This is a genomic window from Arthrobacter mobilis (assembly GCF_012395835.1).
Taxonomy (GTDB): Bacteria; Actinomycetota; Actinomycetes; order Actinomycetales; family Micrococcaceae; genus Crystallibacter; species Crystallibacter mobilis.
Window position 1 is genome coordinate 129577 of the sequence record NZ_JAAZSQ010000002.1, and the last position, 16629, is coordinate 146205.

Sequence of the window (16629 nt, forward strand, 5' to 3'; positions counted from 1 at the left end):
GGCGGCCGTTACTATGGGGGTATGTCGCATCTAGCACTCGAGATTTTCTTCATCAGCCTTCTCGTGATCGCCGGCCTGTCCATGGCATGGTTCGCGGGCCTGGTCGTCTGGCGCCTCTTCAAGGGCCAGAAGTAGGCAATTGCCGGAGGCAGGTATCGCGCCATGGCCATCGAAATCCCGACCGACCTGACACCGGAGCTGGTTCCGCTGTCCTGGCTGCTGGGCACGTGGGAGGGGCGCGGGCGCCTGGGCAGCGGTGAGGCGGACTCGGAGCACTTCTTCCAGACGGTGACGTTCAAGCAGAACGGACTGCCGTACCTGCAGTACACCGCGGAGAGCTGGCTCACCGACGAGCAGGGCACGAAGCTGCGCCCGCTGTCGGTGGAAACCGGTTTCTGGGCGCTGGACCGCAAGCTCAACGAGGCCGACGCCGGTCCGGGGCTGGTCCCGGCCGAAATCGTCCCGGCCCTGAAGTCGGCCGACGAGGTCGAAGAACTGCGCAATGCCAGCGGCGGCTTCGACATCACGGCCACCATCGTCCATCCCGGCGGCATCGCCGAGCTCTACTACGGGCAGATCAAGGGGCCGCAGATCCAGCTCGCCACGGACATGGTGATGCGCGGGTCGCAGTCCAAGGAATATACCGGCGCCACGCGCATGTTCGGCCTCGTGAACGGGGACCTTTTCTGGCGCTGGGACGTAGCCGCCCAGGGCAACGAACTGGAGGCGCACGCCTCCGCCATCCTGAAGAAGGTGGCCTGAGATGACCTACCGCAGCCCCCTGCTGGCCCGTCCCGGCGCGGTGGAAGCCGCCGGCGCCGATGCCGGGGTGGCCGCCCACTATGGGGACCCGCTGCGCGAGCAGCGCCTGCTGGCCGCGGGCGAGGCCCTCGTGGACCTGTCCCACCGCGGCGTGGTGACGGTCTCCGGTCCGGACCGGCTGCGCTGGCTCAACACGCTGTCCTCGCAGCTGCTGCTGGACCTGCAGCCGGGCGAATCCACCGAGGCCCTGCTGCTGACCGTCCAGGGGCGCATCGAATACGACATCCGCCTGGTCGACGACGGCGACACCGCCTGGCTGATCGTCGAATCCTTCGAGGCTGCCGGCCTGGCCGAGTGGCTGCTGAAGATGAAGTTCATGTTCCAGGTCGAGATTGCCGACGCCACCGGCCAGTGGGCCGTCGTCGGCAGCACCCGGGAAGTGCCCGGGTTCGCCGGCCGGACGGTGTGGCAGGATCCGTGGCCCCGGGTGGGCGCCGGGGGCTTCGCCTACACCGGCATCGAGGAGCCGGCCCATCCGGGCCGTGCGCTCACCTGGTTCGAGTACCTGCTGCCGGCCGGTGAGCTGGAGTCCGCGCTCCGGGACCAGGCGCTGGCCGGCGTCTGGGCGGCCGAAGCCCTGCGGATTGCCGCCTGGCGGCCGCGCTTCGGCGCTGAGACCGATGACAAGACCATCCCGCACGAACTGGACCTGATCCGCACCGCGGTGCACCTGGCCAAGGGCTGCTACAAGGGGCAGGAGACCATTGCCCGGGTGCACAACCTGGGGCATCCGCCGCGCCGGCTGGTCTTCCTGCAGCTCGACGGCGCCCGGCACACCCTGCCGGCGGCCGGCAGCGAGGTCCGGCTCGGGGACCGGAAAGTGGGTACGCTCACCTCGGCGGCCTTGCACTATGAAATGGGCCCGGTGGCGCTGGCCGTGGTCAAGCGGTCGGTGGATCCGGCCGCGCCGCTGCTGGTCGTGGATGGTGACGAAGAGTACGACGCCGCCCAGGAAGTGATCGTCGCGCCGGACGCCGGCCAGGTGGTCGGCCGGCCGGGCGGTTTCCTGCGCGGCCCGCGCTAACACATCCGCCGCGGCGGCGCAGCACGCTGCGCCGCGGGGTGGCTGCGAACGCTAGGCCGGCAGGTAGACCGAGGTCTGCGTGCCGGCTTCGACGAAGCCGAGGGAGCGCGCGGTGGCCCGCGAGGCGGCATTGTTCTCGTGCGCGCGCCACTGCGGAATCAGCCCTGCCCCCAAGGCCTCGTGGCCGGCGACGGCGGCCATCAGGCTGCCCATGCCGCGGCGCCGGTAGGCCGGGGCGGTCAGCGCGGCCAGATGCCCGAGGATGGCTTCCCATTCCTCGTAGCCGGCGCCGGCCACCGGTTCGGCCCCGTGCAGCAGCACAAAGGTCTTGTCCATATTGCTCAGGCCCACCTCGTTGATGTCATCCGGCGGGCAGAGCGCCTCAAGCCGTGCGGCGTCCTCGGCCAGGGTGGAGACGGTGTTTTCCCCGGCCGGCTGCGCCAGGGGCAGGTCGTCGGCGAAGGACAGGTACGCCTTGCCCAGCCCGTGGCCGCCATAGTCCCGGCTCAGCTGCAGCAGCGTATGGTACTCGGCCAGCTCTGCGTCCGAATAGGCGGCGGCACCTTCGACCGCCCAGGCGGGCCCAACCAGGGCGGAGCGGCCGAACAGCCGGACGAACGTCAGCACCGCGGCGTCGTCGTCGATCCGTGACAGCCGTCCCTCGGGGGCGGCCAGGGCCGCGTCGCCGAAACCGAGCAGGCGTGCCCAGGCCAGCAGGATGATGTCGGCGGTGCCGGAATCCAGCTGCATGCTGCCACATTAGGCCGAGGCGCGCCTCAGCCGAAGAGCATGGCCGCCTCGTCGTAGCGTTCCTGCGGAACTTTCTTGAGGTTGCCGACCGCCTCCTCGAGGCCGACGTTGACGATCTCGGTGCTGCGCAGCGAAACCATGGTGCCCCACAGGCCCTTGGTCGCCGCGTCCACCGAGGCCATGCCCAGCCTGGTGGCCAGCACGCGGTCGAAGGCGGAGGGGACGCCGCCGCGCTGGATGTGGCCCAGCGTGGCGGCGCGGGTTTCCAGTCCCGTCAGGTGCTCGATCTGCGGCGCGATCCGCTCGCCGATGCCGCCGAGCCGGGGCCGGCCGAAGACGTCCGTGCCGCGCACCGAATGCGCGATGTGCTCGCCGGCCGGGACCCAGCCCTCCGCGACGACCACCAGCGGCGCCCGCCCGCGGCCGTGGGCCTCCAGGACCCACTCCACCACCTGGTCCATGGACACCTGCTGCTCCGGGATCAGGATGGCGTGGGCACCGGAGGCCATGCCGGCGTGCAGGGCAATCCAGCCCACGTTGCGCCCCATGACTTCGGCGATCATGCACCGGTGGTGGGATTCGCCGGTGGTGCGCAGCCGGTCGATGGCCTCGGTGGCAATCTGCACGGCGGTGTCGAAGCCGAAGGTGTAGTCGGTGGCGTCCAGGTCGTTGTCGATGGTCTTGGGCACGCCCACGATCGGCAGCCCGGCCTCCGACAGTTCGCGGGCCCCGGCCAAGGTGCCTTCGCCGCCGATGGCGATGACGGCGTCGACGCCGAGCCGGGCGAGCGTGGCCTTGATCTTTTCCGGGCCACCGTTCGGGCCGTCATAGGGATTGGTGCGCGAGGTGCCCAGGATGGTGCCGCCCTGCTTGGAAATGCCGCGGACCATGTGCCGGGGCAGCTCGATGGTGTCGCCGTCGACGACCCCGCGCCAGCCGTCCCGGAACCCGACGAACTCGTGCCCGTAGATCTTGATGCCCTTAAGGACCGCGCCGCGGATGACAGCGTTCAGGCCGGGGCAGTCGCCGCCGCTGGTCAGGATGCCGATCTTCATGGAGCCCAGCTTTCGTCTTGACGGGTTCAAGGCAGGTAAGGGAGCGCTCCATCGGGCCCCTTCCGATTCTATGCGCGGTCGGAAACTGTGTCTCCACATTCGCCGGTGTTACGGCCGGCTGCTGCCCCTGCCGGCCAGCAGCCGCTCCAGGACGATGCTGCCGTCCTGCCAGGGCAGCAGCAGCCAGAGCACCAGGTAGGCCCCAAGGCCGATCCCGGGGAACAGGAAGAGCAGCAGCGTGGCGATCCGCACCAGGGATGGATCCCAGCCGAATCTGGCGGCAATGCCGCCGCAGATGCCGGCGACCCAGCGGTCCGGGCCGCGCCGGAGGGGAAGGGAACGGAGGAAGCTGTACACGGAGTCCATCAAGGCCTGCCTTCGGGAGGTGTCTGGGGGGATGTCTGCGAGGAGGGCTGCGCCGTTCCGCCGCCGGCGCTGCCGTCGTGGTCGTCCTGGCCGGTATCCTGGCTGCCGGCCTTCCTGCTGCGGATGAAGCTCAGGATACCGGCGGCCACCAGGGCGGTGCCGGAACCGATCAGCAGGGCGATCAGCACATAGCCGAGGTTGAAGCTGATGTCCCACCAGAGGCCGGCCAGCACCAGCAGGCCCACGGCGATAGCGGTCAGGCCCCAGACAATGGTGCCGGCGTGCGGTCCGGCGGGCGCGGCCCCGTTCCGTGGCTCCGGCGCGAAGTCGTTGTTCATCACAGTGCCTCTCTTTCCTGGATTCCCGGGATTGCCCGGGTTCCCTCGGGAGCCGGCGCGGCAGGGCCTTCGACGACCTCGACGCTGCTCATCGCGCCGCGGATCTGCAGGATCAGCACCGGCGGCGAACCGTTGTCGTTGAGGGTGAAGACCGCCGGGCGCCAGAACCCGGAGTAGCTGCCGTTGCCTTGCGCGGTGCGGTATTCGATGTTCCCGAAGGCCAGCCGGGAGCGGACCTGGACCACTGCGCCGCGGGGGATGATGACCTCCACGGAGGCGGCGGCGGCATTGACGGGCACGACGGCGGGGCCGCCGGCCGGGCCGGGCCGGACCCCGCTCAGGTCGACCGTGCCCTCGCCGGCGGCCACACTGTAGCCTTCGCCGGCAGGGGCCGTCCCGGACGTACTCCAGCTGGTGGCCGTACCGACCGCGACGTTGCCCGCCTGCCACTGCACGCCGGCGCTGGCGAGCAGGGCGGCGGCCACGCCGACGGCGGCCAGGAAGCCCAGCACTCCGGAGCTGCGGCCGCGGATGCCGGCGGCGACGACGCCGATGCCCAGCGTCACCAGCACGACTGCTGCCGTGGCCGGGACGACCGTCGGGCCAAGCTCCAGCACCCGCGCCGCATTCAGGGCCAGCACGAGTCCGCCCAGCAGCATGGCGGCCCCGAGGGTCACCGCCACGGCGGGGCCGGAGGGCCCCCGCCGGGCCGGCCGGGCCGCGGCGTAGCCGGCAGGCGGCGTCAGGTCGGGCGGGTAGGCGGCGGTTGCCGGGTAGCCCGGCGCCGCCGGGTAGGCGTCGGGGGGACCGGCTGCCGGGGCGAAGGACGTGTAGTCCCCGCCCGCTGCCGGGCCGCTGGCTCCGGGAGCGGGACCCCGCCTGCGGCCGCTGAGCCAGACGACCAGGGCAATGATGGCTGCCGTCCACAGCACGGCCCAGCCGGCGCCGCGGAACCGCCCGTCCGGGCCGAAGATCCCGAAGGGAGTGTTGACCAGGCCCAGGACCGTGACGATCACCGCGCCGGTCATGCCTGCGCTCCAGCGCCGGCGTCCGGCTTCCTCGGCATGGATCCTGCCGTCCGGTTCGGGCAGCAGTGCCCAGGCCAGGCCGTAGAGCAGCACGCCGGTGCCGCCGAAGACGGCCAGCAGGATGAACAGGCCGCGGACCAGGACCGGGTCCAGCCCGGTGCGCCGGGCGGTGCCGGCGGCGACGCCGCCGATCCAGCGGTCCTCGCCGCGCACGATGCCCAGGTTGCGCAGCCACGCGAAGAAGCTGTTCGACGCCGGCCGGGCCGGGGGTGCCTGCGGTGGCCCGGAGGGCTGTGCCGGTGGCTGCTCTGCGGGCTGCCCCGGCAGATGGGGGGTAGGTTCGGAGGTCATGTCCTGATCTTTCCAAGCCGGCCCGGCGCCAGCCATGGGGGCCTACCCTGAAACTTCCCTGAACCGGCCCCTGGACCTGCCCCGCACGGTGCCCGCGCCGGGGCCGGCCGTGCTTGGATTAATCCATGCGCGAACCTCTGGTCCGGTCCGACGCCCGCGTCATCGCGGGCGTGTGCTCCGGCCTTGCCCGGCACCTGGGGATCTCCGCCGCGGCCTGCCGGCTGGGGATGACGGCGCTCGCGCTCGCCGGCGGCGCCGGCGTGCTGCTGTATGTCTGGCTCTGGCTGCTGGTTCCGACGGCGGACGAATACGCACGCAGCCGCGCCGGCGGGCCGCAGGCACCTGCCGTCCGCGCTCTCCGGCGGGCGCCCGGGCCGCCGGCCGGCACCCGGCAGCCGATGCTCCGGCCCGGCACCAGGGAAATCGCCACCGGTGCCGCCCTGCTGGTGGCCGCGGCCGCCGTCGTCCTGCAGATGGCCGGAGCCGACGTGCCGTGGGGCACCTGGCTGCCGCTGCTGGCCATTGCCGGCGGGGCCGGGATCGCCTGGATGCAGCTGGACGAGGCCCGCCGGACGGACCTGCGGGACCGGGCAGGGGCCGCCGGCGTGCAGGGCGTGGTCCGGCTGGTGGCCGGGCTGGTGCTGGTCGTCGTCGGAATTTTCACCGCCATCTCCGGCACCGGCAGTGTCGAACAGCTGTGGCAGGCACTGCTGGCCTCGCTGGCGGTGCTGGCCGGGGTGCTGCTGGTGCTGGCCCCCTGGGTGCTGAAGTACTGGCGGGACCTGGAGGCTGAACGCAGCGGGCGCATCCGCGAGCAGGAGCGGGCCGAAATCGCCGCGCACCTGCACGATTCGGTGCTGCAGACGCTGGCGCTGATCCAGAACCGGGCCGGCAGCGAACAGGACGTGACCAGGCTGGCCCGGGCACAGGAACGCCAGCTGCGCCAGTGGCTGTACCGGGATGCCCGCAGCGAACACGGCAACCTGGTGGACCGGATCAGGGAGGCCGCAGCGGTGGTCGAGGACGCCTACGGGCATCCGGTCGAGGTCGTCGCCGTTGGCGACACGGCGGTCACCGAGCGGCACGAGGCCCTGGTGCAGGCCACCCGCGAGGCCGTGCAGAACGCGGCCAAGCACGCCGGCAGCCCCGTCTCGGTCTATGTCGAGGTCACCGGCACGCGCAGCGAAGTGTTCATCCGCGACCGCGGGCCCGGCTTCGAGCTGCAGGACGTGCCGGCGGACCGGCTGGGCGTGCGCGAGTCATTGGTCGGCCGGATGGAGCGCCACGGCGGCAGCGCCCGCATCCGCAACACCGGCAACGGCACCGAAGTCCAGCTCAGCCTGGACCATGTGGAGGAAGGAAACGGATGATGACCGAACCGACCAGTATCCCCGTCACCATGCCCATCGACATCGTGGTGGTGGATGACCACGCCATCTTCCGTTCCGGACTCAAGGCGGACCTAGACGCGCGGATGCGGGTGGTGGGCGAGGCGGCCACCGTGGAGGAGGCCATCCGGGTGATCCACGAGCACACCCCGCCGGTGGTGCTGCTGGATGTCCACCTGCCCGGCGGCCGCGGGGGCGGCGGCGCGGAGGTGGTGGCCGGGTGCGCGGACCTGCAGGGCATCACCAGGTTCCTGGCCCTGAGCGTGTCCGACTCGGCCGAGGACGTGGTCTCGGTGATCCGGGCCGGGGCCCGCGGCTATGTCACCAAGACGGTCTCCGGGGCGGAGATTTCCGACGCCGTGGTCCGGGTGGCCGGCGGGGACGCGGCGTTCTCGCCGCGTCTGGCCGGTTTTGTGCTCGACGCCTTCGGGACGGCGGCCGTGGCCGCCGCGGACGAGGAGCTGGACAAGCTCTCCGCCCGGGAACTGGAAGTGATGCGGCTGATCGCCCGCGGCTACAGCTACAAGGAGGTGGCCCGGGAACTGTTCATCTCCATCAAGACGGTGGAAACCCATGTCTCGGCGGTGCTGCGCAAGCTGCAGCTGTCCTCCCGGCACGAGCTGACCCGCTGGGCCGTGGACCGGCGGATCCTGTAGCCGTGCCGAAAACGGCGGCGGCCTGCCGGGAACCCCAGGGTCCCGGCAGGCCGCAGTCTTTGCTGCTTGAGGGTGCGCTACTTCATGGTGCCGAGGAATTCCTGCAGGCGCCCGACACCGGTGGCCAGGTCCTCGTCGCCCAGGGCGTACGAGAGGCGGATGTAGCCGGAGGGACCGAAGGCCTCGCCGGGAACGACCGCGACTTCGACCGTGTCCAGGATCAGGGCAGCCAGCTCGGCCGAGGTGGCCGGGGACACCGTCCCGGTGGCGGTGGCGAATTCCTGGCCCAGCAGGCCGCGGACGTCCGCGTAGGCGTAGAAGGCGCCCTTCGGCGTCGGGCAGTCGACGCCGTCGATGGCGTTGAGCGCGGTGACCATGGCCTTGCGGCGGCGGTCGAAGGCCACCTTCATCTCGTCCACCGCGGTCAGCGGTCCGGAGACGGCGGCCAGCGCGGCCATCTGCGAGACATTGGCCACATTGGAGGTGGCGTGGGACTGCAGGTTGGTGGCCGCCTTGATGACATCCTGCGGGCCGATCATCCAGCCCACGCGCCAGCCGGTCATGGCGTAGGTCTTGGCCACACCGTTGAGGATGACCACCTTGTCGCCCAGCTCCGGCACCGCGGTGGCAATCGAGGTGAACGGCACGCCGTCGTAGGTCAGGTGCTCGTAGATTTCGTCGGTAACCACCCACAGGCCCTTGGCGGCGGCCCACTGGCCGATTTCGCGCACCTGCTCCGGGGAGTAGACGGCACCGGTGGGGTTGGAGGGGGAGACGAACAGCAGGACCTTGGTCCGCTCGGTCAGCGCCGCGTCGAGCTGGTCCACGGTCACCAGGTAGCCCTGCTCCGGGCCGGCGAAGACCTCCACCGGCACGCCGCCGGCCAGCCGGATCGCCTCCGGGTAGGTGGTCCAGAACGGGGTGGGCACCAGCACCTCGTCGCCCGGATCCAGCAGGGTCGCGAAGGACTCGTACACGGCCTGCTTGCCGCCGTTGGTGATCAGGACCTGGGACGGATCCACCTGGTAGCCGGAGTCCCGCAGCGTCTTGGCCGCGACCGCCTGCTTCAGCTCGGGCAGCCCGCCGGCGGGGGAGTAGCGGTGGAACTTCGGCTGCCGCGCCGCCTCGATGGCCGCCTCGACGATGTAGCCGGGGGTGGGGAAGTCCGGTTCGCCGGCGCCGAAGCCGATCACGGGGCGCCCGGCGGCCTTCAGGGCCTTGGCCTTGGCGTCCACGGCCAGGGTAGCCGACTCGGCGATGGCAGCGATCCGCTGGGAAATGCGCGCTTGGGCAGGCATGGGGGTCCTGTCTGTGAAAGGGAGCGTGGTCAGCACTCAGTCTAGAGGTTGGGGCGCTCCCGTTCCCCACCCTTGGGCAGGCCGCAGCCCGGACCATGCGGGAAAACCGCGCGCCAAAATCGTGCATAATTGGAGAGTCGACGCCTGCCGGAGGGATCCGGGGCGGCGGAAGCGGACGGAGGTCCGGTTCGACGTCGGGCCAACCTTGGCGTACACTTGATCTCCGGTGCTTCAAACGCCATGCCGGTGTGTGCCCGTAAGGGGTGCGCGGGTTCCGGCAGGCAGTGCATCCTAGGGTAGTGGCGCAATTGGTAGCGCAGCGGTCTCCAAAACCGCAGGTTGCAGGTTCGAGTCCTGTCTGCCCTGCGCATAACCGTCGTGAGTGCGGTAGAGCAGCAGAAATGCGATCGGCATAAGGCGCAAGCCGGCAAACGGTCGGGCAACGAGCCGGGCAGGTCCCGGAAGTCTTCGTCCGCTGGCTGCCAAGGACGAGATGAGTGAGGCACAGGTTGACCGAGACGGCCGCCAGTAGCTCCAAGGGGAGCCCTTCCGGCAGGCAGTCGGACAAGCGCGGCTTCTTCGCCCGCATCGTCCTCTTCATCCGCCAGGTCATTGCTGAGCTGAAGAAGGTTGTCACCCCCACCCGCAAGGAACTGCTGAACTACACGCTCGTCGTGATCGGCTTCGTGGCCATCATGATGCTGATTGTGACGGTCCTGGATCTGGTGTTCGGCCAGGGTGCATTCTTCATTTTCGGTGACGGTGTGCCTGAACAGTAGCGCCCGCTGCTGCGCGTTCTGCCGGCTGCGGACCACCAGCAGGCGTCTCGGCCGGGACCCGCGCGAAACAACAGAGCTGAAGAAGAAAGCAGGAAGCTAAGTGTCCGACCAGGAACTCGAAGCCCGGAATCCCGAAGACGACGCGGATCTGGAATACGGGGAGCAGGTTACTGAGACCGGTGCCGGTGAGGCGCCGGCTTTCGGCGTTGCCGCCGAGCCCGGCGACGCCGACACTGCGGCCGATGCCGATGCCGATGCCGATGCCGATGCCGATGACGAGGACGCAGGCGAAGCCGCAGCGGATGCTGAAGAGGGCGCAGCCGATGCCGAGGGCGGCGCTGCCGTTGAGCCGGCTGCCGAGGAGGAGGACCCGGTCGCGGCCTTCCGCGCCAAGCTGCGCCGCCAGCCCGGCGACTGGTACGTCATCCACTCCTACGCCGGTTACGAAAACCGGGTCAAGGCCAATCTGGAAACCCGCATCCAGACCCTGGACATGGAGGACTACATCTACGAGATCCAGGTCCCCATGGAAGAGGTCGTGGAGATCAAGAACACGACGCGCAAGATCGTCAACCGCGTGCGCATTCCCGGCTACGTACTGGTCCGCATGGACCTGACGGACGCCTCCTGGGGCGCCGTGCGCCACACCCCGGGCGTCACCGGGTTCGTCGGCAACGCGCACAACCCGGTCCCGCTGAGCCTGGACGAGGTGTTCTCCATGCTGGAGCACACGATCACCGCCCCGGCCGCTGCGGGCAAGCCGGCCAGGGCCGCCGCAGCCGCCGCCCCGGTGTCGGTGGACTTCGAGGTCGGCGAGTCGGTGACCGTCAACGACGGCCCGTTCGAGACCCTGCCCGCGACGATCTCCGAGATCAAGCCGGAATCCCAGCAGCTGGTGGTCCTGGTGACCATCTTCGAGCGCGAAACCCCGGTGACCCTCTCGTTCAACCAGGTCACCAAGATCCACTAGCCCCAGACTTCGCGCAGCCCGGTGACGCTTTAGCCGGGACTGGGCGGACGGCCGCCGCGCCATGGCGGCCACCCGCCGCAGGTACGCTCCTGTGCCCGCGGTACGCAATTGAGAGAAGGACCCGATATGGCCCCGAAGAAAAAGGTCACCGGCCTCATCAAGCTCCAGATCCAGGCAGGCGCCGCCAACCCGGCCCCGCCGATCGGCCCGGCGCTTGGTCAGCACGGTGTCAACATCATGGAATTCTGCAAGGCGTACAACGCCGCCACCGAGGCCCAGCGCGGCAACGTGATCCCGGTGGAGATCACGGTCTACGAAGACCGTTCCTTCACCTTCGTCACCAAGACGCCTCCGGCCGCCGAGCTGATCAAGAAGGCTGCCGGCGTGCAGAAGGGTTCGGCCACGCCGCACACCACCAAGGTTGCGAAGCTGACCCAGGCTCAGGTCGAGGAAATCGCCAGCACCAAGATGGAAGACCTCAACGCCAACGACATCCAGGCTGCCGCCAAGATCATCGCCGGTACCGCCCGCTCCATGGGCATCACCGTCGAAGGCTAAGGACCAGGCTCCACCCGGTGGTCTTGTAGGTCGCCCTGCGGCCGTATCGAGACCACGCAAGACAAAACCAAAGAACGACGGCGGCTCCGAGCCGCAGCAGGTGGCATCCGCCGTCGTAGTGGCAGGGCCGGGCGCGGTCCGCAGACCACAACTGCACAAGGAGAAAAAGCAGATGGCAAAGCGCAGCAAAGCATACCGGGCGGCTGAAGCCAAGATCGAGGCGGAGAAGCAGTACGCCCCGGCCGAGGCAGTCGCCCTGGCGAAGGAAATCAATCCTTCCAAGTTCGACGCGACCGTCGAGGTGGCCTTCCGCCTCGGCGTCGACCCCCGCAAGGCGGACCAGATGGTCCGCGGCACCGTCAACCTGCCGCACGGCACGGGCAAGACGGCCCGCGTCCTGGTCTTCGCCACCGGCGACAAGGCAGAAGCTGCCGTCGCCGCCGGCGCCGACTTCGTGGGTTCCGATGACCTGATCGAGAAGATCCAGGGCGGCTGGACCGACTTCGACGCCGCCGTGGCCACCCCGGACCTGATGGGCAAGGTCGGCCGCCTGGGCAAGATCCTCGGCCCGCGCAACCTGATGCCGAACCCGAAGACCGGTACGGTGACCGCCGACGTGGCCAAGGCCGTCACGGACATCAAGGGTGGCAAGATCGACTTCCGTGTCGACAAGCACGCCAACCTCCACTTCATCATCGGCAAGGCTTCCTTCGACGCCCGCAAGCTGGCCGAGAACTACGCGGCCGCCCTGGAAGAGGTCCTGCGCCTGAAGCCGTCCGCTTCGAAGGGCCGCTACATCCAGAAGGCAACCGTTTCCACCACCTTCGGCCCGGGCATCTCCGTGGACCCGAACGTGACCAAGGTCGTCCTCGAGGGCTGACCACGGGCCTGGAAGTTCCGCAACCTGCCGGGAAACCGGCGCCGGCACGGCCGCAGCACTGCTGCGGCCGTGCCTCTTTTAATTCCTCATTTTGATGTTCGTGCGCCTCCTGCCGGTATATGCTGCGCCCAGCCCGGCGAAGCTCCCGGGACGGCAGCCACAAGGATGGAAGGGCCATGGACACGGAGCCGGTGACCATCAGGCCGCTGGCGGTGCCGGCAAGCCTGGACTCCCGCGGCGGGGCGGACTTCATCGCCTCGGCCCGGCTGGCCAACCTCGTGGCCCGGCTGCTGTGGGGCAGCAACGACCACCGGTCCGGCCCCGCGGTCCAGCTGGAGCAGGCCCGGAGCGCGGACCAGGAAACCCGCCTCTGGAGCGCGCAGCAGGGCAGCCGGCTGGTCGGCCGCGCCGACCTGTCGCTGCCGCTGGCGGACAACCTCCACCTGGCCGAGATCACCGTCATGGTCCATCCGGCCTGCCGCCGCCAAGGCATCGGCCGGCGGCTGCTCCAGACGGCCGAGGGAGCTGCGCGCGCAGCCGGCCGCACGGTGCTGCTGTCCTGGAGCGGCCATCCGGCAGGCTTCGACCCGGAAGGCCCCGGAACTGTGCGGGCCCGGACCGGCATCGGGGCACTGCCTGCCGCCGCGCCGGCAGTGGCCTTTGCCCGGGCCTGCGGGTACCAACTGGAACAGATGGAACGGTTCAGCATGCTGGATCTGGCTGCCGGCACCGGGCGGGTGCCGGCGCTGGCGGAGGGCGCCGCGGCCAGGGCGGGGCCGGAGTACCGGCTGGCCGGCTGGGAGGACCGCTGCCCGGACGAGTACCTGGATGAGTACGCCCGCCTGCGCCGGCGGATGAGCACGGAGGTGCCGCTGGGCGGCCTCGACTACCGCCCGGAGGCGTAGGACCGGGCCCGCGTGCGCCGCATCGAGGCGGAACTGGCCCGCCAGGGCGGACAGATGCTGATGGCAGCGGTGCTGCACCTGCCCAGCGGCGAGCTGGCCGGCTACACGTTCGTCCAGCGCTTCAGGGAAAAGCCCGACGTCGTCTACCAGGAGGACACCTTGGTGCTCCCGGCCCACCGCGGCCGCGGCCTGGGCATGCTGCTGAAGGCCGGCAACCTGCTGCGGATCAGGCGCCGCTGGCCCGAAGCACGCCGGCTCTACACCTGGAACGCCGCGGAGAACAGCCCGATGCTGGCGATCAATACCACCCTGGGCTTCACGCTGGCCGGCTACGAGGCGGGCTGGCAGAAAAGGCTCGCGCCGGACCGGGACGGGCCGGACCGGTAGCCGGCAGGCAGCCACTTCCGGCCGCCCCCGGCCGGGCGTACCCTGTGAGGTAGAGCACCGGTCGAGCAGGGGGGCACTGGCCATGTCCGGTCATTCCTCGGATAATCCAGGGCAGCACGGCGGCCTGAGCCGCAGGCAGTTCGCGATGGCCGGTGCCTGGACGGCAGCCGGACTGGCCGGGGCCGCCGTCGCCGGCACCGCCCCGGCCTACGGCGCGGCGGTGCTGAACCGGGTCTACACCATCACGGCCCGCGAGCGCCCCCGGACCACGGATGCCCCCAAGTACGAGTTCCGGGCGTTCTGGCTCTCCAGCGTGCTCAACATTGACTGGCCCTCCCGGGCCGGACTGTCCGCCGCCGCCCAGCAGGCGGAGCTGCGGGGCTGGCTGGATCTGGCCAGGAGCCTGAACTTCAATGCGGTGATGCTGCAGGTCCGGCCCGCCGGCGACGTCTTCTGGCCGTCCCGGCGCGGGGAACCCTGGTCCCGCTACCTGACCGGCGTGCAGGGCAGGAACCCCGGCTACGATCCGCTGGCCTACGCCGTAGCCCAGGCACACGCGCGGAACCTGCAGCTGCATGCCTGGTTCAACCCCTTCAGGGCCGGCATGGCAGCGGCGCTGGGCGACCTGATCGCCTCGCATCCGGCCCGGAAGAATCCGTCCTGGTCCTTCGCCTACGGCGGCAGGCGCTACTACAACCCGGGACTGCCGGCGGTGCGCAGCTTCATCATCGGCGTGATCAACGAAGTGGCCGCCGGCTACGACATCGACGGCGTGCACCTGGACGATTACTTCTACCCCTACCCGGTGGCCGGACAGGCCATCCCCGATTCGGCGGCTTACCAGGCATACCGGACGCCGGGGGAGAGCCTGGCGGATTTCCGCCGGCGCAGCGTCAACCTCTTTGTCCGCGACCTGGCTGCCCGGATCCGGGCCACCAAGCCCGGAATGCTCTTCGGGATCTCGCCGTTCGGCATCTGGCGCAACCGCTCGACCGACAGCCGCGGGTCGGCCACCTCCGGCTTCCAGGCCTATGACGGGATCTATGCCGACGCACGGCACTGGGTGAAGCAGAACTGGATCGACTATGTGGTGCCCCAGCTCTACTGGCACCAGGGCTTCGCCGCGGCGGACTACAACGTGCTGGTGGACTGGTGGGCCGCCCAGGTGGCCGGCACCACCGTCAAGCTGTACATCGGCGAGGCCGCCTACAAGGTCGGGGACGCCGCCCAGGGCGCCGCCTGGGCGGACCCAAGGCAGCTGTACAACCACACGGCCAAGTGCCGGGCGACCCCGGCGGTGAAGGGCCAGATCTACTTCTCCGCGAAGTCGGTGCGCGCCAACCGGCTGGGCGCCCTCACGCTGGTGAAGAACAAGTACTACCGCCGGGTGGCCATGACCCCGGCGATGCCCCAGCGCGGGGCCGGCCGGCCCTACACGCCGGTGATCACCGGCGCCCGGTGGAAGGGCACCGGCGTCGAACTCAGCTGGCGGGGCGCGGTCAGCGGCATCCTGCCGCGGCACTTCGCCATCTACCGCTGGGAGTCCTCCGGCGCCACCGCCGCCTACATCCCCTCGCAGGCGGGCGCCCTGCGGCAGGTGCAGCGGCGGCGGGGGAACCCCGAACGCTTCGTCGACACCGGCGCCGTGCGCGGACGGACATACTGGTACGTGGTGGTGGCGCTGAGCGGGACGATGGTGGAATCCGGCGGGGCCTCGGCGATCTTCATCCGGGCCTGAGCACCGGCCGGCGGAGGCCGGCCGGAGTGCCTGCCGGAGGCCTGATTTGGCCCGCAACCGCCCGGTCCCGTAAGCTTGAACTACCAAAGACCGCCGGTCGTTGAATTTCCTCCCGGAAATCAACCGAAAGTCCCGTGCCCGGGACGGCCTGCGCAGGTGAACGAAGCAACGCCCGTGTACCGGCCGCCACGCGCCGGAGACGGAGACTGCCCCGTGCATCTGCCCGGGGCGTTTTTTATTGCACGCGACCCGACCCGCCGGCACGATTCCCCGGAAGGAGGGTTATGGCAACGCCAAACAAGGTGGCAGCTGTTGCAGAGATCACCAACGATTTCAAGGAATCCAACGCTGCAGTCCTAACCGAATACCGCGGGCTTACCGTTGCACAGCTCAAGGAGCTGCGTGTATCTCTCGGCCAGGAGACCAAGTTCTCCGTCGTGAAGAACACCCTGACTGGCATCGCAGCCAAGGAAGCCGGCATCGACGCGTTCGACGGCCAGCTTGCCGGACCGACTGCGATCGCCTTCATCAAGGGTGACGCTGTTGCAGCAGCAAAGTCCCTGACGGATTTCGCCAAGACCAACCCGCAGCTGATCATCAAGACCGGCTACTTCGAGGGCAAGGCACTGGATGCCTCCGCCGTCGCAGCCCTGGCCGCTCTTGAGTCCCGCGAGTTCCAGCTGGCCCGTGTTGCCGGTGTCCTCAAGGCTCCGATGTCGGCCCTGGCCCGCACCATCGATGCCCTGCGCATCAAGCTCGAAGAGAACGGCGGTGCGGCCCCGGCCGCCGAAGAGGCTCCCGCTGCTGAAGCAGCAGAGGCTCCGGCTGCCGAGGCAGCCGAAGCTCCCGCCGAGGCCTAAGTCTCTTCACCACCCATAAACTCCCGGTGCGGTCGGCAGCCCTGACGGGCCCGGACGGCACCAACTGAACAGGAAGGACGCCATCATGGCGAAGCTCACCCACGACGAGCTCATCGAAGCTTTCAAGGAAATGACCATCATCGAGCTCTCCGACTTCGTGAAGGTCTTCGAAGAGACCTTCGACGTCACCGCTGCTGCGGTCGCCGTTGCCGGCCCGGCCGGCGGCGGCGCCGGCGAGGCCGCCGAAGAGGAGAAGGACTCCTTCGACGTCATCCTCGAGGCTGCCGGCGACAAGAAGATCGCAGTGATCAAGGAAGTCCGCGGCCTGACCTCCCTGGGCCTGAAGGAAGCCAAGGACCTGGTCGACGGCGCTCCGAAGGCTGTCCTCGAAGGCGCCAACAAGGAAGCTGCCGAGAAGGCCAAGGAAGTTCTCGAGGCTGCCGGCGCTACCGTCACCCTCAAGTAAGCTTCTTGCT

19 protein-coding genes and 1 tRNA gene are annotated in these 16629 nt (G+C 69.8%); 14 read left to right on the top strand and 6 right to left on the bottom strand.

The features are described 5' to 3' along the window. Window positions 1–162: 162 nt before the first annotated feature. Together HGG74_RS03010 and ygfZ are read left to right on the top strand one after the other, a co-directional pair. On the top strand, window positions 163–762 hold the full coding sequence (locus HGG74_RS03010) for a nitrobindin family protein (RefSeq protein ID WP_168484863.1): 600 nt from the start codon (window positions 163–165) through the stop codon (window positions 760–762). 1 nt (window position 763) lies between these two features. Continuing rightward, window positions 764–1846 (top strand): CAF17-like 4Fe-4S cluster assembly/insertion protein YgfZ, encoded by a 1083-nt coding sequence (ygfZ, locus tag HGG74_RS03015; RefSeq protein WP_168484864.1) that lies wholly within the window; start codon window positions 764–766, stop codon window positions 1844–1846. 51 nt (window positions 1847–1897) lie between these two features. On the opposite strand, the gene HGG74_RS03020 is transcribed toward ygfZ, so the two are convergent. The 5 genes from HGG74_RS03020 to HGG74_RS03040 form a co-directional block, all read right to left on the bottom strand. After that, a complete protein-coding gene (locus tag HGG74_RS03020) occupies window positions 1898–2596 on the bottom strand; it encodes a GNAT family N-acetyltransferase (RefSeq protein ID WP_168484865.1) in 699 nt (232 codons plus the stop codon). A 26-nt stretch (window positions 2597–2622) separates the two neighbouring features. Next, window positions 2623–3651, bottom strand: coding sequence for a 6-phosphofructokinase (locus tag HGG74_RS03025; RefSeq protein WP_168484866.1), 1029 nt, complete (start codon window positions 3649–3651; stop codon window positions 2623–2625). A 108-nt stretch (window positions 3652–3759) separates the two neighbouring features. Further along, on the bottom strand, window positions 3760–4017 hold the full coding sequence (locus HGG74_RS03030; protein ID WP_168484867.1) for a PspC domain-containing protein: 258 nt from the start codon (window positions 4015–4017) through the stop codon (window positions 3760–3762). Further along, window positions 4017–4355 carry a hypothetical protein gene (locus HGG74_RS21130; RefSeq protein ID WP_205761244.1) on the bottom strand — a complete coding sequence of 113 codons (339 nt, stop codon included), beginning with the start codon at window positions 4353–4355 and terminating at the stop codon, window positions 4017–4019. Before HGG74_RS21130 ends, HGG74_RS03030 begins: the two co-directional genes overlap by 1 nt. Then, window positions 4355–5734 carry a PspC domain-containing protein gene (locus tag HGG74_RS03040; protein WP_168484868.1) on the bottom strand — a complete coding sequence of 460 codons (1380 nt, stop codon included), beginning with the start codon at window positions 5732–5734 and terminating at the stop codon, window positions 4355–4357. The genes HGG74_RS21130 and HGG74_RS03040 overlap by 1 nt, the downstream gene beginning before the upstream one ends. Window positions 5735–5859: 125 nt before the next feature. Between HGG74_RS03040 and HGG74_RS03045 the strand changes: the two genes are divergently transcribed. Both HGG74_RS03045 and HGG74_RS03050 read left to right on the top strand, forming a co-directional pair. After that, window positions 5860–7104: an ATP-binding protein gene (locus tag HGG74_RS03045; RefSeq protein WP_168484869.1), complete on the top strand. Its 1245-nt coding sequence runs from the start codon at window positions 5860–5862 to the stop codon at window positions 7102–7104. Continuing rightward, window positions 7104–7778 (top strand): LuxR C-terminal-related transcriptional regulator, encoded by a 675-nt coding sequence (locus HGG74_RS03050; protein ID WP_168484870.1) that lies wholly within the window; start codon window positions 7104–7106, stop codon window positions 7776–7778. Before HGG74_RS03045 ends, HGG74_RS03050 begins: the two co-directional genes overlap by 1 nt. A 77-nt stretch (window positions 7779–7855) precedes the next feature. Here the strand turns inward: HGG74_RS03050 and HGG74_RS03055 are convergent, their stop codons facing one another. Then, a complete protein-coding gene (locus HGG74_RS03055) occupies window positions 7856–9076 on the bottom strand; it encodes a pyridoxal phosphate-dependent aminotransferase (protein WP_168484871.1) in 1221 nt (406 codons plus the stop codon). Window positions 9077–9369: 293 nt separating this feature from the next. Between HGG74_RS03055 and HGG74_RS03060 the strand changes: the two genes are divergently transcribed. The 10 genes from HGG74_RS03060 (at window position 9370) to rplL (ending at window position 16619) form a co-directional block, all read left to right on the top strand. After that, window positions 9370–9442 (top strand) — tRNA-Trp (locus HGG74_RS03060). Window positions 9443–9585: 143 nt separating this feature from the next. Further along, complete coding sequence (gene secE / locus HGG74_RS03065) at window positions 9586–9855, top strand: preprotein translocase subunit SecE (protein WP_168485182.1); 270 nt, start codon at window positions 9586–9588, stop codon at window positions 9853–9855. Window positions 9856–9955: 100 nt separating this feature from the next. Then, window positions 9956–10825, top strand: a complete 870-nt coding sequence (gene nusG, locus HGG74_RS03070; protein ID WP_168484872.1) for a transcription termination/antitermination protein NusG — start codon at window positions 9956–9958, stop codon at window positions 10823–10825. 126 nt (window positions 10826–10951) lie between these two features. Then, the gene (rplK, locus tag HGG74_RS03075; RefSeq protein ID WP_168484873.1) at window positions 10952–11383 is read left to right on the top strand and encodes a 50S ribosomal protein L11; all 432 of its coding nucleotides are present in this window, start codon (window positions 10952–10954) and stop codon (window positions 11381–11383) included. 172 nt (window positions 11384–11555) lie between these two features. Then, window positions 11556–12263 (top strand): 50S ribosomal protein L1, encoded by a 708-nt coding sequence (gene rplA, locus HGG74_RS03080; RefSeq protein WP_168484874.1) that lies wholly within the window; start codon window positions 11556–11558, stop codon window positions 12261–12263. Window positions 12264–12439: 176 nt separating this feature from the next. Further along, complete coding sequence (locus HGG74_RS03085; RefSeq protein WP_168484875.1) at window positions 12440–13168, top strand: GNAT family N-acetyltransferase; 729 nt, start codon at window positions 12440–12442, stop codon at window positions 13166–13168. Between the two features lie 12 nt (window positions 13169–13180). Beyond that, on the top strand, window positions 13181–13555 hold the full coding sequence (locus HGG74_RS03090) for a GNAT family N-acetyltransferase (RefSeq protein ID WP_168484876.1): 375 nt from the start codon (window positions 13181–13183) through the stop codon (window positions 13553–13555). Between the two features lie 82 nt (window positions 13556–13637). Further along, window positions 13638–15293 (top strand): glycoside hydrolase family 10-like protein, encoded by a 1656-nt coding sequence (locus HGG74_RS03095; RefSeq protein ID WP_168484877.1) that lies wholly within the window; start codon window positions 13638–13640, stop codon window positions 15291–15293. 284 nt (window positions 15294–15577) lie between these two features. Beyond that, on the top strand, window positions 15578–16153 hold the full coding sequence (rplJ, locus tag HGG74_RS03100) for a 50S ribosomal protein L10 (protein ID WP_168484878.1): 576 nt from the start codon (window positions 15578–15580) through the stop codon (window positions 16151–16153). A gap of 85 nt (window positions 16154–16238) precedes the next feature. After that, window positions 16239–16619 (top strand): 50S ribosomal protein L7/L12, encoded by a 381-nt coding sequence (rplL, locus tag HGG74_RS03105; RefSeq protein ID WP_168484879.1) that lies wholly within the window; start codon window positions 16239–16241, stop codon window positions 16617–16619. Window positions 16620–16629 lie beyond the last annotated feature (10 nt).

Coding starts and splice junctions, on each gene's coding strand:
- HGG74_RS03010 (WP_168484863.1), top strand. CDS start 163: ATGGCCATCGAAATCCCGACCGACCTGACACCGGAGCTGGTTCCGCTG.
- ygfZ (WP_168484864.1), top strand. CDS start 764: ATGACCTACCGCAGCCCCCTGCTGGCCCGTCCCGGCGCGGTGGAAGCC.
- HGG74_RS03020 (WP_168484865.1), bottom strand. CDS start 2,596: ATGCAGCTGGATTCCGGCACCGCCGACATCATCCTGCTGGCCTGGGCA.
- HGG74_RS03025 (WP_168484866.1), bottom strand. CDS start 3,651: ATGAAGATCGGCATCCTGACCAGCGGCGGCGACTGCCCCGGCCTGAAC.
- HGG74_RS03030 (WP_168484867.1), bottom strand. CDS start 4,017: ATGGACTCCGTGTACAGCTTCCTCCGTTCCCTTCCCCTCCGGCGCGGC.
- HGG74_RS21130 (WP_205761244.1), bottom strand. CDS start 4,355: ATGAACAACGACTTCGCGCCGGAGCCACGGAACGGGGCCGCGCCCGCC.
- HGG74_RS03040 (WP_168484868.1), bottom strand. CDS start 5,734: ATGACCTCCGAACCTACCCCCCATCTGCCGGGGCAGCCCGCAGAGCAG.
- HGG74_RS03045 (WP_168484869.1), top strand. CDS start 5,860: ATGCGCGAACCTCTGGTCCGGTCCGACGCCCGCGTCATCGCGGGCGTG.
- HGG74_RS03050 (WP_168484870.1), top strand. CDS start 7,104: ATGACCGAACCGACCAGTATCCCCGTCACCATGCCCATCGACATCGTG.
- HGG74_RS03055 (WP_168484871.1), bottom strand. CDS start 9,076: ATGCCTGCCCAAGCGCGCATTTCCCAGCGGATCGCTGCCATCGCCGAG.
- rplK (WP_168484873.1), top strand. CDS start 10,952: ATGGCCCCGAAGAAAAAGGTCACCGGCCTCATCAAGCTCCAGATCCAG.
- rplA (WP_168484874.1), top strand. CDS start 11,556: ATGGCAAAGCGCAGCAAAGCATACCGGGCGGCTGAAGCCAAGATCGAG.
- HGG74_RS03085 (WP_168484875.1), top strand. CDS start 12,440: ATGGACACGGAGCCGGTGACCATCAGGCCGCTGGCGGTGCCGGCAAGC.
- HGG74_RS03095 (WP_168484877.1), top strand. CDS start 13,638: ATGTCCGGTCATTCCTCGGATAATCCAGGGCAGCACGGCGGCCTGAGC.
- rplJ (WP_168484878.1), top strand. CDS start 15,578: ATGGCAACGCCAAACAAGGTGGCAGCTGTTGCAGAGATCACCAACGAT.
- rplL (WP_168484879.1), top strand. CDS start 16,239: ATGGCGAAGCTCACCCACGACGAGCTCATCGAAGCTTTCAAGGAAATG.